The organism is Stenotrophomonas genospecies 3 (assembly GCF_054473855.1).
Genome location: NZ_JBTMUR010000019.1, coordinates 1 through 16,542, shown reverse-complemented (window position 1 = coordinate 16,542; position 16,542 = coordinate 1). Strand labels below are relative to the sequence as shown.

Sequence of the window (16,542 nt, the reverse complement as noted above, 5' to 3'; positions counted from 1 at the left end):
GGCGGCAGTGGCGAGGTTCAGGGATCCAGTGGATCCATCGGGTCGATGCGAAGTGATTCGGGCGCTGGCACGAAGGTGATCGCGTACGGTGAAATGCGTGAACCGACCTTGCCGGGAACGTAGCCCAGCTCACGGCGGTTGCGCTCGCTGAAGCCGCTGCTGGCGACCGAATCGATATGCGATGGGCTGCTGACCACCAGTGCCGGTTGTCGTGGCGGTGCCGGCAGGGCCGCCAGCAATCGCGCTGCGTTGCGCAGGTTGGTGGTGGTGTGTCGGGCATACGGCTCGATGATGATCGCCTCTGCGGGAATGCCGAAGCGCGCGATCAGCGCTTCGCGCATCTGCACCGCTTCGACGCTGCGGGTGCCGCGCGGATGCACGGCGCCGCCGGAAACGATGATGAAGGGCGCATCACCTGCGTCGTAGCGCTGCGCAGCCGCCTTCAGGCGCAGCTTGCTGCCGGCGCTGAGCGGGGTGGTCAGTTCGTCTGGGCCCTGGCCCAGCACGATGATCGATGTGTATGGATGCGCATTCCAATCGAACTGCCGCGCGCGCGCGAATGGCGCGGCGTTCATTCCCGCGTTGATGGGCTCGAAGCGGATCGCATCGAGGCGGTCATTGGCATCAAGCAGGCCCACCGCCACCGCGATGCTGCGATCGAATGCGGTGTAGGCCGCGCCGGCGTCCACTTCGCTCATCTGCATGGCAATGGCAACATCGCCGGCCAGTCGCGTGCTGCCTGCCGCGCCGACCGGGCCGTCGATGGCGTCGTAGCGGGGCGGCTGGCCCTGGCCATAGACGGAGAGAATGTTGTTGAGTCCCGCCAGCTCTCTTTCGATGGCATCGGCGCGCGCCGGAATCGTGGTGGCCAGCAGATCGGCCTGCGCCGGCGTCCAGCGCGCTGCCTCGAGTGTGCAGGCCGCCGTCCGGCAGCCAGTCATGCGCTGCGTGCGTTCGACCATGAGGGCGCGCGCAGGGGCGGGCAGTGCGTCGTGCTTCAGCTGCACCAGGGTTGGAAACAAGCGCCCGGCCAGTGCCGCGCTGTCACGGTCGTCGGCGGCCGCTGCAAGCGGCAGCACAGCCGTGGCCAGCAGGGCGAGGGACAAGCTCAATCGTCGGTGCATCACCAGCTCCTGCTGACCATCAGGCGGACGTTGCGGCCGAACAGCGGCCGCCCATAGATTGCCTCGGCCGAACCCTGTCCGGCGAGCGCGTCGGTGCGGGTGTTGCCCTCGGTGAGCCCCTTTTCATTGGTCAGGTTGTCGCCCACCAGCTGTGCGCCCCAGTTGCCGCGCTTCCATGAAACGCCCAGACCCAGGGTCTGGTAGGCAGGCAACGCGGTCTGGTTGAACAGATCGACATAGGACTTGCCGACCACGTCATAGCGCAGCCAGGTCTCGAACTGGTCCTGGCCGTACTGGAAACTGAAAGTCGGCCGCAGGTTGCCGTAGAGCTTGGGTTCGCGGACGATCTGCTTGCCGTTGACCGCGGCCGGATCGGCGCCGGAATCGTTCTGCAGGCTGTCGTACTGCGGATCGCTGACCGTGATCGAACCGGCGATGCTGAACCAGTCCAGCGGTCGGAACAGGCCATCCAGCTCGATGCCCTTGGAGACGGCGGTGCCGATGAAGGGCACCGACTGGTCATTGCGGCCGGTCGTCGGATTGAAGGCGACGAAGGACGCATTGAGTGGATCGAACTTGGTGTAGAACGCGGTCAGGTAGAGATAGGACCGGCCGAACCCGGCCTTCAAGCCCAGCTCGTACTGGTCCAGCTGGGTCTGCACGATGGTGGGGTCGATCGAGCGCGCCACCGACGAATTGGGAACGATCTCCATGTGCGACACGCGGGCATAGGCGCCTACGGTGGCAGTGAAATCGTAGTTGGCACCGACCGTCCAGTTGGTGGCGGTCGGGTTCAGGCGATGGTTCTGCACGACGCCAGTGAACCGGCGCGTGGTGTTGTCGGCCAGTGTGTTGCGGTCGCCGAGGTCGACCTGGGCGGTCTGCTCGGCATAGCCCTCGTAACGGTAGCGCTCATGGCGGATGCCGGCATCAAGCTTCAAGCGGTCCGTCAGTGCCCAGGTGTCATTGGCATACACCGCGAACATGCGGGCATCGACCTTGCCGCGATTGAGGGTGGTGGTGTAACGCAGCGTGCCCTTGTCGGTGACATAGCCCAGTGGGGCGCCATCGTTACCGTAGGCCACCAGATCAAGCAGGCGTGGCTTGCCGCGCATCTCCATCAGCATGTCCTGGTACAGGCTGAAGGACGTGGTGCCGAAGAAGGCGGTGTACGCGCCGATGTTCAGATCGTGGCTGCCCCAGGCCGTTTCAAACAGCCGCGTCGCACTGAAATCGGCCTGACCGGAGTAGAAGTCCGAATCAGCGGCACGGTACTGGGCCGAGATCACCAGGCCGGAGTCGGCGTAGGGATCGTAGGCAGTGGCGCCGTTGCTGCCGGCCAGCGCGTAGCCCATCCGCGCGACACCGGCACCGAAGGCGGTACGGGCCGCGCCCAGATAGCCGTTGGCGAAGCTGCGTGCGTCGACCGGATTGGTGGTCGAGTACAGCGCGTCGAAGGTATTGCGGCCCTTGGTGTAGCCGGATTTCAGCGACAGGGTCCAGTCGGTGGCGGTGTTCTCGTATTGGAAGCCGATGTTGCCGAAGCGCATGTGGCGGCCATCGGCCAGGTCGCGGTTCATGCCCTGCAGGACACCGCCGCCATCGAGGTATTTCAGGTTGACGCTGCGCAGTGACGGCGAGTTCAGGGTGCCGTCGAAGTAGTCGATGTAGGGATCCAGCGGGACGCTGGGATTGCGCGGGTCGGCGACCGGGATCGGCAGATAGAACGTATTGTGGTCGTCAACGAAGGTACCGCTGACCTTGAACCAGCTGGTGTCGTCGAAGTAGTGCTTGATGTTGCCGCGGATCTGGCCGCCTTTGTCGTTCGGGAAGCCGTTGTCGCGGTAGCCGTCGTGCTGGCGCAGGAAGCCACCGACGGCGTAGAAGGTGTCCTTGCCCAGCGCGCCGGACTGGTACATCTCGCCGCGGTACAGGCCGGTATCGCCGATGGTCAGCTGCGCCTTGCCGCGGGTCTCTTCCGAGCCCTCGGCCAGGATGTTGTTGACGATGGCGCCGCCGCTGCTGGCATAGATCGGCGCCGGGCCACCACGTACGATCTCTACCCGCTGGTTCATCACATCGAACCGGTTCATGCCGTCGCCGGAATTGAAGAAGTGACCATCCAGCTCCTGGTAGAGCGGCAGGCCATCCTGCTGGAAGGCGATGAAGCCACGATCGGTGGGAATGCCGCGCAGCCGGGTGATGTTCTGCACCTCGCCGCCGGTGGCCTCGACATGGATGCCGGGAACCGAGCCGAGCAGGTCGGCGTAGCTTTTCGGTGCGAGTCTCTGCACGTCTTCGCGGCTGAGTGAATTGACCGCGAAGGACGCATCGAAGCGACGCTGGGTGCGTGCCGCACCGGTGACCACCACCGCATCCAGCGTTGCAGCGTCGGCACTGTCCTTGTTCTGGACAGGGGCGTCCTGCGCAGACGCACTGCCGTGCAGGGTGATCAGGGCCAGGGAGATGCCCAGGACCAGAGGGCTGATGTTCATCGGAGGGCGGCCATGCAGGAAAGGGGGACCGCTGCACGGTAGGTCCGGGTGATGACGGAATTGTTTACTTCGGCGGAAATAAACAATTAAGCGATGGCGTCGGCGCCCAGCTGATGGATCGGCAGCAGGGCCGCGCCCACTGATACCGCGGATCCTCCCAACCGTGACACATGCACCTGTGGCAGGCGCAGACTGTCCAGCGCACTGCTCCAGCGTGCCGGTTGCTGCAGGTGTTGCCCCAACACTTCCAGTACCTGCCTTGGCAGTGAGCCGGACAGGATCACGGCGCCAGGATCGAGCCATGCCACACCGGTATTGGCCGCCACGCCCAGCTGGTTGCCTGCACGTTCTGCCCAGGCATTGATGATGCCGGCATGGGTTTCCAGGCAGGACTCAAGTTCGAACAGTGAAGGAATGCCGGCGCCGGCGTCGCGCAACGTGGCCAGCAGGTCGATGCCCGAGGGACGCGGTGCGTCCATGCGGAACAGGCGACCGATATCCCCGGCATTGCCGAACTCACCGCGCATCACATCACGTCGATGGATCACGCCACCGCCCACGCCGTGGCCGACATACAGCAACAGCGCCGACGCGCAGTCGCGGATCAGTCCGCTGTCGTAGTATTCCGCCAGCGCCGCCAGGGTTGCATCGTTCTCCACCCAGACCGGGAAGCCGAAGTAGTCTTCGAAGAACTGGTCGTTGTCGATATCGCGCCAGCCATGCAGCCAGTCCACCGCGTGCCGGCGTGCCGGACCGGTTTCGACCACGGGCCCGGGAACCGCCACGCCGAGGCCCAGGAAGCGCGCGCGCATGAGCCCGGTGCGGCTGGTGAGGCTGCGCAGGCGCTGGTCCACCGCGTGCACGAAGTCGTAGGGATCTGCGCTGTCGAATGCGGTTGCATCGCGGGCGATGACCTGGCCGGCAAAATCGACCAGCGCGATCTCCAGCCAACCGGGGTGCACCGTGGCACCGGCGGCATAGCCACCCCGCCCGGACAGTGCCAGTGGCACCGATGGACGCCCCCGTTGGCCATCGGACAGTTGTCCCTGTTCCTCGATCACCTCCAGCATCAACAGTTCACGCGCCAGGCGGGTCAATGCACCGTTGTGCATGCCCAGCTGGTGGGCAATGGTGATGCGGGGAACAGCGCCCATCGTGCGCAACAGCCAGATGATGCGCTTGTGGTCGGCATCCAGCGCGATCAGCGGTTTGCGGCGCAGCCGCGATGTAGGAGCCAGGTTCATGGGTGCAGGCCCTCGGTATGCGGAAGCGCGACCGGCCAGGCCAATGCGGCCAGCGACAGCAGACTGCCGACGGCAACCAGCGAGACCAGTACGGCAGAGGTGCCCGGATCACCGGCCTGTATGCCGGGCAGCAGCTGGCCCAGCAGCAATGAGGAGGCGGCAATGGACAGTTTCATGGTTCCAGTGAGCAGTGCAAAACAGCTAAGGTCATCCTCGCGCCCGCTGCGGGCGGCATGGCGACGAGCGATCAGCGCGGTGCGCCGCCACAGCACCAGGCCGACACTGGCCACCGCCGCCCCATGGACAGCGGCACACGCAATCGCTACAGGCAGGGAGGGCTTGGCCTGGTAAACGCAGACGGCAGCGATGACCAGCATCGACATCAGCGCGATCAGGCCTGTCTCGCTGGACAGCGGGGGGCGCAGGCGCAGATGGAGCCAAGGCGCGACCACCATGCCCGCGACCATGGCGAAGGTCAGTGCTGCCCCATGTTCGGCAAAGGGAAACAGACGCCCAGCCAGGCCAACCAACGCGGTCTCCGCCGCCGCGGCCAGCAGAACCGGCAGCAGCGCCAGTAGGGGCGGAGCGCTCGCACCGGGCATCCTGGCTGTGGAGGGCCGTGAGGGCGTCGAAACGCAGGCCAGGGGAAGCGCGGCGGCCGCGATCAGGATGCCGATGATCATGCAGATCAGCAACGCGCTGCCACTGCCTGCAGATTCAGGTGCACCGACCACGCCGAACAGTGCTGCAGCGATGCAAAGCTTGGAGATCGGTACCACTACCGCGCGAGCGGAAACGTAGCGCATGGCCTCGTTCTCGTCGCGGGGCAACAGCGAAGTCAATGCATTCTGGGCCACGTCGTAAACCGCGTAGCAGGTACGGAACAAGAGCGAGGCGGCCAGCAGCGGCAGGAAGGCGGGCTCGGTCGCGGTGCTCGGACTGAACAGCAGGCAGGCGCTGGCGGCGGTGCCGAGCCCGCCGATCAACTGCAGGCGCAAGGCGAGGCGACGCTGGTCGTGCAGGCGGGTGAACACGGCGGCCAGCAGCAGGTCGAGCACGCTGCTGTAGGCCAGGGAGATCGCCAGCAGTTGGCCGGTGTGGGCAGCCGACAGCCCCAGCCGCGCGTGCAGGTAGTAGCCGAGTGCCAGGTCCACGAACGACCAGACCAGAGTGCGGGCGAAGTGGCCGGCGGCATAGAGCTGCCGCAGCGATGGCTGCGCGTTCAACGCTGTTTTTGGGGGAGGAGGCCGGAGAACCGGGATCGTTCTACTACCCCTGTGTGACAGCGGTCTGACATGGTGCGAGGTCGGCCATTCAGCGAGTGGCTTGCAGCACACGCCGTCGGCGAGCAGCATTGACCGTGCTGCGCCCCACAACGCCTCACGCAGAGCCTTCTTCGCCGAATGGAGCAACGTATGAAGCTGTTGTCCGCTGTGTTGTTGTCTGCGCTTTCACTTCCTGCCGTTCCGGCGCTGGCAGTGGAGGCGTCTCCTTCACCGCTGTTGGGGCGCTGGTCGCTGGATATCGCCACCTCGGCGCTGCCCGAGGCGCAGCGCCCGAAGCAGGTGGTGCTGGAGTTCAAGGACGCCGGTGCGGGGCGTTGGAGTTCACATGTGGACATCGTCCTGCACGATGGCAAGACCATGAAATCCGACGGCACGCTGGCGCTGGATGGTACGCCGGGCGCCCTGTCCGGCACCTATGGCGCGGACAAGGCCAATTTGAAACTGCCGGCGCCGAACACCCTGGTGATGCAGCTGGTGGACCACGGCACGCCGGCCTCCACCCGTATCTATACCGTGGCGGCTGACCGCTCGACGATGACCGAGACCAAGGCGTTCTACGGCCACGACGGTACGCCGATCCTGCAGACCAATCTGTTCAAGCGGATGCCGTAGTGGCGCCGCCTGCGCCATGCCCACGGGGAGGGAATCCGCGGGCATGGCACCGGCACCTTACACCGCAGCCGGGTCGCGCTTGCCGGTGTCGATGCCGTACTTGTCGATCGCGTCCTGCATCCGCGCGCGCTCGATGCGGCCTTCGTCGGCCAGTGATTTCAAGGCCGCCAGCACGATGAAGTGGCGATCCACTTCGAAGAACGTGCGCAGCGACTCACGCGTGTCGGAGCGGCCGAAGCCATCGGTACCGAGTGCGGTGAAGCGGCGGTCGTTGATGAAGGGACGGATCTGGTCGCCGACGATCTTCATGTAGTCGGTGGCCACCACCACCGGGCCTTCATGGCCCTGCAGGCACTGCTGCAGGTAGGGCACGCGGGGCTCCTCGGCCGGATGCAGCAGGTTCCAGCGCTCGGCGGCCAGGCCATCGCGGCGCAGTTCGGTCAGGCTGGTCGCGCTCCACACATCGCTGGCGATGCCGAAGTCCTGCTGCAGCAGTTCTGCCGCGGCTTCCACTTCGCGCAGGATCGAACCGCTGCCCATCAGCTGCACGCATGGCTGCGAGTCGCTGTCGGCGGCCGTCGGGTGCAGCAGGTACAGGCCCTTCAGGATGCCGGCCTCGGCGCCCTCGGGCAGCGCCGGCTGCGGATAGTTCTCGTTGAGTACGGTGATGTAGTAGTAGATGTCTTCCTGCTCGACGTACATGCGGCGCAGGCCGTCGTGGATGATCACCGCCAGCTCGTAGTTGTAGGTCGGGTCGTAGGATACGCAGCTCGGGATGACCGACGACAGCACGTGGCTGTGGCCGTCGTCATGCTGCAGGCCTTCGCCCATCAGCGTGGTGCGGCCGGAGGTGGCACCCAGCAGGAATCCACGGGTGCGCGCATCGGCGGCGGCCCAGGCCAGGTCACCGACGCGCTGCAGGCCGAACATCGAGTAGAAGATGTAGAACGGGATCGTCGCCAGGCCGTGGTTGCTGTAGGCGGTGCCGGCGGCAATCCACGAGCAGATCGCGCCGGATTCATTGATGCCTTCCTGCAGGATCTGGCCGTCCTTGGCTTCCTTGTAATAGCTCAGCTGGCCGGCATCCTGCGGGGTATACAGCTGGCCCAGGTAGGAGTGGATGCCGATCTGGCGGAACAGGCCTTCCATGCCGAAGGTGCGCGATTCATCGGGCACGATCGGAATCACCAGCTTGCCCAGCTCCGGGTCCTTCAGCAGGCTGGTGAGAATGCGCACGAAGCCCATAGTGGTGGACTGTCCGCGATCGCCGCTGCCCTGCAGCTGGGTGTTGAAGATCGACAGCGGCGGCAGCGGCAGCGGATCGACCTTGGCCAGGCGCGCGGGCAGTTGCCCGCCCTGGATGCGGCGGCGCTCGGCGAAGTAGATGGCTTCGGCGCTGCCCGGTTCCGGACGCAGGTACGGCATGTCCTCCAGCTGGTCGTCGCTGACCGGCAGGTTGAAGCGGTCGCGGAAGGCGCGCACCGCGTCGGCGCTCATCTTCTTCAGCTGGTGGTTGATGTTCTGGCCTTCACCGGCTTCACCCATGCCGAAACCCTTGACCGTCTTGGCCAGGATCACGGTGGGCCGGCCGCTGGTGTTCACTGCCTGCTGGTAGGCGGCGTACACCTTCTGCGGATCGTGGCCACCACGTGCCAGCGCCCAGATGTCGTCATCGCTCATGTGCGCGACCAGTTCCAGCAGTTCGGGGTAACGGCCGAAGAAGTGCTCGCGCACGTAGGCACCGTTCTGCGACTTGAAGGTCTGGTAGTCGCCGTCCACGCATTCCATCATGCGCTGGCGCAGCAGGCCGCTGTGGTCGCGGGCCAGCAGGTCGTCCCAGCCGCTGCCCCAGATCAGCTTGATCACGTTCCAGCCGGCCGCGCGGAAGGTGCCTTCCAGTTCCTGGATGACCTTGGCGTTGCCGCGCACCGGACCGTCCAGGCGCTGCAGGTTGCAGTTCACCACGAACACGATGTTGTCCAGCCGCTCGCGGCCGGCCAACGAGATCGCCGCCAGCGACTCGGGCTGGTCCATCTCGCCGTCGCCGAGGAAGGCCCAGACCTTGCGGCCCTGGTGTTCCTTCAGGCCGCGGTATTCCAGGTAACGCATGTAGCGCGCCTGGTAGGCGGCGGTCAGCGGGCCCAGCCCCATCGACACGGTGGGGAACTGCCAGAACTCCGGCATCAATCGCGGGTGCGGATACGAGGACAGGCCTTCGCGGCCGGCTTCGCGGCGGAAGTTGTCCATGCGCGCCGGATCGATGCGGCCTTCCACGTACGCGCGGCCGTAGATCCCCGGCGCGGAGTGGCCCTGGATGTAGATCATGTCGCCGTCGAAGGTGTCAGTACGGCCACGGAAGAAATGATCGAAGCCCACGTCGTACAGCACAGCCGCCGACTGGTAGGTGGCGATGTGGCCGCCGACGTTGGAGTGCTTGCCGGCACGCAGCACCATCACCATCGCGTTCCAGCGGATCATCGCGTTCAGGCGGCGCTCGATGGCCAGGTCACCCGGGTAGGCCGGCTGGCGCTCGGGCGGGATGGTGTTGACGTAGGCGGTCCAGGCACGGGTATGCAGGTCGCCGTGCTGCCGGGCGTCCAGATCGCTCAGCTGGTCGATCAGGTAGTGCGCGCGCGGCCGGCCGCCGGCCTGCATCACCGCCTCCAGCGATTCACGCCACTCCTGGGTTTCCAGTGGATCGGTATCGAAGGGAATGAGGGCTTGGTTCATGGCTGTCTCCAGAGGGCGCCGGTCGGACGTCTGCCTGGGCGACAACACCGGCAGGGCGCACAGCACTGGAGCGGGGTCGCAACGGCGGGGCCGTGACGCGAAGGGCGACCGTGGCGGCCGCCGAGAAGACAAGCGTAGGCCCGGCCACCCGGCTTCGATAGGCGGGCCCGGCTTGGGTCTCTGGCAAGCAAGGGTTGGCACGGCGCGCCGTATCATGGGCGGGCGCGCCGGGTGCGGCCGCTGATCAGGCCGGTGACAGGCCCGGGAAGAACATCGGGATGACCGCCACACCAACCCCCAGCAGGCACCAGGCCACGATCGGCAGCCATCCTGAGAGCTGCTGGCAGCGTTCCGGCAAGCGGCGTCCTCCGATCCACAGCAGCAGGGTGAGCAGGCCCAGCGCGTAGGCGAGGGCGACGACCACCGGATGCACGTGGACGACACGGCTGGGCGGCCACATCTGCTGCTGGTAGGCGGTGGTGTGGGCGACCAGCAGCAGGAACAGCAGGCTGCTGAGGGTGTTGATGGCGGTGCGGGCGTTCATTGCGGGGCACTCCTTGTGCCGGCTGCCGGAAACTGCAGAGGCGGCATTCTAGCGGCTGCCTGCCGGCAGTTGAAACGCCACTGTCATCGATGGCCGTCACCCTGCGGGGCTTTCCAGCCTTGGGGTGGTTGGCCGGCCGTGAACAGCGTGAGGATCTGGGAGAAGAGCTATGCGCTGCGGCGGCGGCTGCTGCGCGGCTTCTTCCTGCGCCGGGGTTCTGCCAGCGAAGATGCCGAGGATCTGGCGCAGGAGGTTTACCTGCGGCTGCTGCGCAGCACCGGTGAGCATGCCGACGCGGTCGAGAACCCGGAAGCCTACCTGTTCACCGTGGCCGCCAATCTTGCACGGGAGCACGCGCGCGCGCGTTCGTCGCTGCCGCCGTTGGAGGACGTCGACCTCCTGGCCGAAGTGTTGAAGAGCGAAGAAGACATCGAAGGCGAATTCGAGCGCGCGCAGCGCTGGAACGATATCCGCACCACCATCGCACGGCTGCCGGCGACCACGCGGCGGGTGATGGAGCTGCATTATCGCGACGGGCTGGACTGCCCGGCAATCAGCCAGCAGCTGCAGGTCTCGGTGCACATGGTGCGCAAGCATATCGGCAAGGGGCTGGACGCCTGCAGGAAGGCGCTGGGCGCCAGGGAGCTCACATGAAACGGAATCCATCGGGTGCGGCCGACGACGTGATCGCCAGCGAGGCCATGGATTGGTTCCAGCGCAATCGCGAGGGCGTGCTGGGCGAAGCCGAGCGGGTTGCGTTGCTGGACTGGATGAAGCGCTCGCCGGAGCATGTGCGCGCCTATATGCACGCGCTCGCACTGCACCGGCAGGTTGGTGAGGCGCTGCAATCGGCATTGGCTGAAGAGGCCTCGGTGCCGCCACAGCAGGCCGCTGCCAAGGTCGTGCCGCTGTTCGGACACGCACAGGCCCCGCTGCGCAGTGCGCCGCACAGCCGTCGCACGCGTTGGTGGGTGGCGGCTGCCGCGGCCTGTATCGGCCTGCTCGGCGTGGGCCTGGTTCCGCAGCTGATGCCTACCGAGCAGCTTTACAGCGCCGGACATGGAGAAATTCGCGACCTGGTGCTGCCCGACCAGACCCAGGTGCGGCTCAACGCGGACAGCCGCCTGCGGGTGCGCATGGGCGGGTTCAGCCGCAGGGTGGAGCTGCTGCAGGGCGAGGCCACGTTCGACATCGCCCAGGACCGACGGCCGTTCGAGGTGCAGGTGAACGGATTGCAGATCCGCGATATCGGCACGGTGTTCGACGTGTCGCGACGGCTGCAGGGCACCCGCATCGGTGTGGTTTCCGGCGAGGTGGAAGTGTGGAGCCACGGTGCGGATGCGCGGCGTCTTGCACAACTGGGTAAAGGCCAGGTGGTGCAGGTCGACGCGCGCAGCCATGCGGTCGAGTCGTTGGATGTGCCGTTGTCGATGCTGCTGGACTGGCAGCAACGCAAGGTCTCTTTCCTGGACGAGCGGCTGGATGAGGTGGCCGCCGCCTTCAACCGCCACAACCAGGTGCAGGTGCGGGTGCTGGATGAAGGTGCGGCGTCGGCGCGGTTGTCCGGCAGCCTGGACGCGCATCGCATCGGTGCGCTGCAGGCCTTCCTCGAGCGCGATCCGCGCTTCGTGGTGCGGCGAGAAGGCGACACCGTGCGGGTTGGCAGTCGCTGAGGTCGACATGGCCGTGCGTTGTCAGAAAAAATTCATCAAATCCGCGTTCTCCACTTCGGTGGATGCGGGCTCTTACTTGGGAGAAGCCGCTGCCGAGTCACGCAGCGGCACCTGCTGCCTTCTCTCTTCCAAGGACCCGTGATGCGCAACACGCTCTACCTGTCGATCATCCTCGCCCTGTCTCCCTGCAGCGTGCCGCTGGCGGCTGCGGCCACTGCCGATGGCCTCGAGGCCCGCGTTTCGGCGCCGATCGCGGCGCAGCCGCTGGCGCGCGCGCTGGAGCAGTTGTCGCGCAGTTCCGGCGTGCAGTTCCTGTATTCGGGCAGTGGTGAAGCGCACATGGCCGGGGCGGTGCCGCGCGGTGCCACCGTCAAGCAGGCGCTGGACGCGCTGCTGGCAGGGACCGGCCTGGGCTACACCGTGGTGGATGGCAACGTCATCGCCATTGATCCTGCGCCGGCACACAACGAACCGAAGCCGGCCGCGCCGAAGCCGCGCGAGGCCGAAGCGGTGGTGGCGCCGACCCTGGGCACGGTGAAGGTGATTGCTGCGCATGAGGTGATCGACCAGAAGAAGACCTCGCCGGTGATCAAGGATTCGGTGGTCTACGACGAGATGGACAGCTACGGCGACGAGACACTGGCCGAGAGCCTGATGGCCGCGCCGGGCCTGAGTGCCGTGGAGGATGCCGGTGAGCCCCGTTACGTGACGGTGCGTGGCGTGCAGGCCAACCTCAACTACACCACCATCGACGGCATCGCGATTGCCAGCGTGGGTGGCAGTGGCTCGGGTGAGCGCATGAACAACCTGCAGCTGATTCCCAGCGACATCGGCACCCGCACCGACATCTACAAGAGCTTCAGCGCAGAGCAGGCGCCGGATGCGATCGGCGGCGTGATCGACATCATCAGCCGCAGTGCCTTCGACCGGTCCGGCAAGTACGTGTTCGCCGATGTGGCTGGTATCTACTCCACGGCCGAGACCAATGTCGAGCGCAGTGCCGGTGGCAACCACGAGACCCTGGGGCATTTCGGCAAGAGCGCCAAGATGGTGTTCTCCAACCAGTTCGGTGCCGACCAGGAATTCGGCCTTGTTGCGGTAGCGCGCTATGAGCAGCGTTCGCGCAACAGCGTCAAGCGCTGGGTGGAGTCGAACTACTACTACAACGACGCCGGCAAGTACCTCACCGACGGCACCACCGGGCCGGACGAGGCCAAGGGCTGGAACGGGCTGCGTGCGCCGGGCAACTTCAGCACCGGCACCTACACCAACTTCATCACCAACTTCGGTGGCTCGGCCAAGCTGGAATGGAAGCCATCGGACGATCCTTTCTACGCATCGTTGCTGCTGTACTCGTACCGGTTCTACGAGAACTCGACGATGAACAAGACCGATCTGTACGGCAACGCCAAGTTTCCGATCCGCAACCAGACCGAAGACAGTGGCACCACCCAGATCAACAGCATCTACATCAAGAACCGCCACGACCGCTGGGACCGCAGCAACCGTGGCGCCATCGCCAGCTTCAACTGGGATATCGGTGATCACTCGCGGCTGACCCTGCGCGGTGGCCACACCGAAGAGACCTTCCACAACAATCAGGTCTACTGGGGTGTGCGCGCCTACCCAAGCAATCTGTTCGTCGACTACGAGAACGACAGCCACGGCTTCCCGAACGCAGTGGCGGTTTCCGATTCCAGCCTGCTGACCAGCTCGGCGTTCAAACTCAACCCGGCACAGGCCTATGTCTCGCCGCGCGACGCCAAGGAGAGCATCGACAACCTGCGTGCCGACTTCAGCTACAACATCGACGCCGATGCGCGTGGCTTCGGCCTGGCCGCCGGCGCCGAGTATCGCCATCTGAAGATCTGGCAGGACATCGACTTCGACTACTTCAAGAGCAGTGCCACGCTCAACGATTACCTGTATCCGGGTTCGACGCTGCTGGGCAGCGTGCCGGGCTTCCCGCTGATCGACAACCGCAAGTGGAACGAGGAACTGCTGCCTAAACTGGGCAACAACAATGCGGCGTATCCAAATGCCAACTTCACCAGCGACTACAAGTACGTGGAGGACATCACCAATGCCTACGTGTCCGCACACTACGCCTGGGACCGACTGCTGCTGATCGGCGGCCTGCGCTACGACCACACCCGCTTCGATGCCTACAGCCCATTCAGCGATGATGGCGGCACTACGTATACCTCTGCCTTCCGCAATACGAGCGGTGGCTACAACAACCTGCTGCCGTCATTGAATGCGACGTTCAAGCTGAGCGAGGACCAGCGCCTGCGCTTCTCCGCCAGCCGAACGCTGGGCCGGCCGACACCCAGCAACATCGCCCAGGCCACCAGCACCAGCTGTGGTGATGACGAGGAGGGCAGGGGCTTCTGCACCATCAAGCAGGGCAACGCCAACCTGCAGCCGCGCCGTTCCACCAACATCGACCTGGGGTGGGACCTGTACTTCAACGGCAACAACGGCCTGGTCTCGGTGGCACTGTTCGACAAGGTGATCAAGGACGACATCTACACCCTGACCACCTTCGAGAACGTGGGTGACACGCGCTACCGGGTCACCCAGCCGATGAACACCGATGAGTCCAGGCTGCGCGGTGTCGAGTTCGCGGTGGCCAACCGCAACCTGCAGTGGGGCCGTCAGCGCTTCGACATGTACTTCAACGCCACGCGGCTGGAAGGCCAGACCAACTACCGCATCAGTGATGGCACCGAACGCCGCCTGGACCGCCTGCTGTACCAGCCGGACTGGTCGCTCAATGGGTCGGTGATCTGGCGCATGCCGTGGAAGAGCGCACAGCTGCGCCTGTCCGGTACCTACCGCAGCCGGATGCTGGTCGACTTCGGTGATACCCAGTGGCTGGATTCGTACTACGACCCGTACATGACCTTCAACATGGGCTTCAGCCACAAGGTCAGCAAGCACGTGACGCTGAAGTACGAGGCCAAGAACCTGTTCAACACCCAGCCGACCTACAGCACTGGTCCGAACGGGCGCTTCCGTACCGAGATCGACGACTACGGCCGCTTCTTCTACTTCCACATCATCTACAACTGAGGGCGCATCCGTGGATACGATCAATCGCAGGCGATTCCTGGCCCTGGCCGGTCTGTCCGCCGCCGGCGCCTGGATGGGCACGGCACGGGCGCTGGCCGCGCAGACCGATGCCACCGCGCTGAACCCGCGCAACCTGCTGGCATCGCCGCGGTTCGCCAGTACACCGTTCACCCTGGGCGTGGCCTCGGGTGATCCCTCGGCCGATGGCATGGTGCTGTGGACACGGCTGGCGACCGAGCCGCTGGTGTTCGGCGGTGGCATGCCGACCCGGCCGATGGTGGTCGAATGGCAGCTGGCTGCGGACGAGGGCATGCGCAAGGTGGTACGCCAGGGTTCGGCGATGGCGCATCCCGAACTCGGCCACGCTGTGCACGTGGAGCTGGGTGGGTTGGCGCCCGCACGGCCTTACTGGTACCGCTTCACCGTAGGCGGCCACGCCAGTGCGGTCGGTTGCACCCGCACGCTGCCCGCAGCCACGGCCGCAGTGGATCGCGTGCGTTTTGCGGTGGCCGGTTGCCAGCACTACGAGGAAGGCCACTACACCGCGTGGCGGCGCATTGCCGAGGAACCGCTGGATTTCGTCTTCCACTACGGTGATTACATCTATGAAGGCGAAAGCCAGCCGGGCCTGCGGAAAATGAACGGCCAGCCGTTCACCAACCTGCGCAATCATGTCGGGCCGCAGACCTACACGCTGGACGACTACCGTCGCCGCTACGCCCAGTACAAGAGCGATGCTGACCTGCAGGCCGCGCATGCGTCGGCGCCGTGGTTCGTCACCTTCGATGACCATGAAGTGGACAACAACTGGGCCGGCGCCGAAGACCAGGACGATACGCCCAGCGAAGTGTTCCTGCTGCGCCGCGCACAGGCGTTCCAGGCCTACTACGAGAACATGCCACTGCGCCGTTCGGCATTCCCGCGCGATGGCCACATGCAGATGTACCGGCGCGCACGCTATGGCACGCTGATGGACCTGCACCTGCTCGACACACGCCAGTACCGCAGCAAGCAGGTAAACATGGCGGTGCGCGGGGAGGTGGAATCGCCGGAGCGCAGCATTGTGGGTGCGACGCAGGAGCGCTGGCTGTTCGACGGCCTGGCCGATGCCGCGCCGCGCTGGCACACCATCGCCCACCAGGTGGCACTGGGCAACTACATGCGCGAGAAGGACGGCGTGGTGCAGTCGTCCGACGACCAATGGTCGGGCTATCTGGACAGCCGCCGGCGCCTGCTCGACCACATCCAGAAGGTGGGCTTCGGCAACGTGGTGACGGCGTGTGGCGACGCGCACCGGCATTACGCCAGCGACCTGGTGCAGGACCATCGTGATTCAGGCGTGGTCTCCAGTGAGTTCCTTGCCACTTCGATCACTTCGGGGGCCGACGGCCAGGGCGTGGATGCGTACGCCAGGAATCAGCTCGCGCACAGCCCTTATCTGAGGGCGACCACCGACAAGCGTGGCTATGTGCTGTGCGATGTCACCCGTGATGCCTGGATCGGCGACATGAAGACGCTGGATACCGTGATGCAGCCGAATGGAACGGTGCAGAGCTGGAAGCGCTACGCGGTGGAACACGGCCGGCCGGGGTTGCAGGAGGCCTGATCAGCCAGCACCACTGTAGAGTCGAGCCATGCTCGACTGCTTTTCGATCGTTCTTCGATCATTGACCGGAAAAAGCAGTCGAGCATGGCTTGTATGTTCCTCCCGGCTCCTACGAGGTATGTAGGAGCCAGGGTGGAGGGACCGTCAAGCATG

General features: G+C 65.4%; 11 protein-coding genes. 5 read left to right on the top strand and 6 right to left on the bottom strand.

The genetic code is table 11. The features are described 5' to 3' along the window. Window positions 1-17: 17 nt before the first annotated feature. From ACX9OT_RS19955 to ACX9OT_RS19940, 4 genes are all read right to left on the bottom strand, one after another. Entirely contained in the window at window positions 18-1,124 is a 1,107-nt protein-coding gene (locus tag ACX9OT_RS19955) for a YdcF family protein (protein WP_459003364.1), read from the bottom strand. Further along, window positions 1,124-3,619: a TonB-dependent receptor gene (locus ACX9OT_RS19950; protein WP_201118718.1), complete on the bottom strand. Its 2,496-nt coding sequence runs from the start codon at window positions 3,617-3,619 to the stop codon at window positions 1,124-1,126. Before ACX9OT_RS19950 ends, ACX9OT_RS19955 begins: the two co-directional genes overlap by 1 nt. Window positions 3,620-3,705: 86 nt before the next feature. After that, on the bottom strand, window positions 3,706-4,863 hold the full coding sequence (locus tag ACX9OT_RS19945) for an ROK family protein (protein ID WP_125895295.1): 1,158 nt from the start codon (window positions 4,861-4,863) through the stop codon (window positions 3,706-3,708). Then, window positions 4,860-6,218: an MFS transporter gene (locus ACX9OT_RS19940; RefSeq protein WP_459003361.1), complete on the bottom strand. Its 1,359-nt coding sequence runs from the start codon at window positions 6,216-6,218 to the stop codon at window positions 4,860-4,862. Before ACX9OT_RS19940 ends, ACX9OT_RS19945 begins: the two co-directional genes overlap by 4 nt. Window positions 6,219-6,278: 60 nt before the next feature. Between ACX9OT_RS19940 and ACX9OT_RS19935 the strand changes: the two genes are divergently transcribed. Then, entirely contained in the window at window positions 6,279-6,761 is a 483-nt protein-coding gene (locus ACX9OT_RS19935; RefSeq protein WP_459003359.1) for a LuxR family transcriptional regulator, read from the top strand. Window positions 6,762-6,818: 57 nt separating this feature from the next. Here ACX9OT_RS19935 and aceE read toward each other — a convergent pair whose 3' ends face one another. After that, a complete protein-coding gene (gene aceE, locus ACX9OT_RS19930) occupies window positions 6,819-9,491 on the bottom strand; it encodes a pyruvate dehydrogenase (acetyl-transferring), homodimeric type (RefSeq protein ID WP_459003357.1) in 2,673 nt (890 codons plus the stop codon). A 244-nt stretch (window positions 9,492-9,735) separates the two neighbouring features. Beyond that, on the bottom strand, window positions 9,736-10,035 hold the full coding sequence (locus tag ACX9OT_RS19925) for a hypothetical protein (RefSeq protein WP_032128423.1): 300 nt from the start codon (window positions 10,033-10,035) through the stop codon (window positions 9,736-9,738). Window positions 10,036-10,173: 138 nt separating this feature from the next. Here ACX9OT_RS19925 and ACX9OT_RS19920 point away from each other — a divergent pair, with 138 nt between their 5' ends. From ACX9OT_RS19920 to ACX9OT_RS19905, 4 genes are all read left to right on the top strand, one after another. Next, complete coding sequence (locus ACX9OT_RS19920; protein ID WP_049400446.1) at window positions 10,174-10,689, top strand: RNA polymerase sigma factor; 516 nt, start codon at window positions 10,174-10,176, stop codon at window positions 10,687-10,689. After that, window positions 10,686-11,708 (top strand): FecR family protein, encoded by a 1,023-nt coding sequence (locus ACX9OT_RS19915; RefSeq protein WP_459003355.1) that lies wholly within the window; start codon window positions 10,686-10,688, stop codon window positions 11,706-11,708. Before ACX9OT_RS19920 ends, ACX9OT_RS19915 begins: the two co-directional genes overlap by 4 nt. A 141-nt stretch (window positions 11,709-11,849) precedes the next feature. Further along, window positions 11,850-14,783: a TonB-dependent receptor gene (locus tag ACX9OT_RS19910; RefSeq protein WP_459003353.1), complete on the top strand. Its 2,934-nt coding sequence runs from the start codon at window positions 11,850-11,852 to the stop codon at window positions 14,781-14,783. 10 nt (window positions 14,784-14,793) lie between these two features. Beyond that, complete coding sequence (locus tag ACX9OT_RS19905; RefSeq protein WP_459003351.1) at window positions 14,794-16,389, top strand: alkaline phosphatase D family protein; 1,596 nt, start codon at window positions 14,794-14,796, stop codon at window positions 16,387-16,389. Window positions 16,390-16,542: the final 153 nt, after the last annotated feature.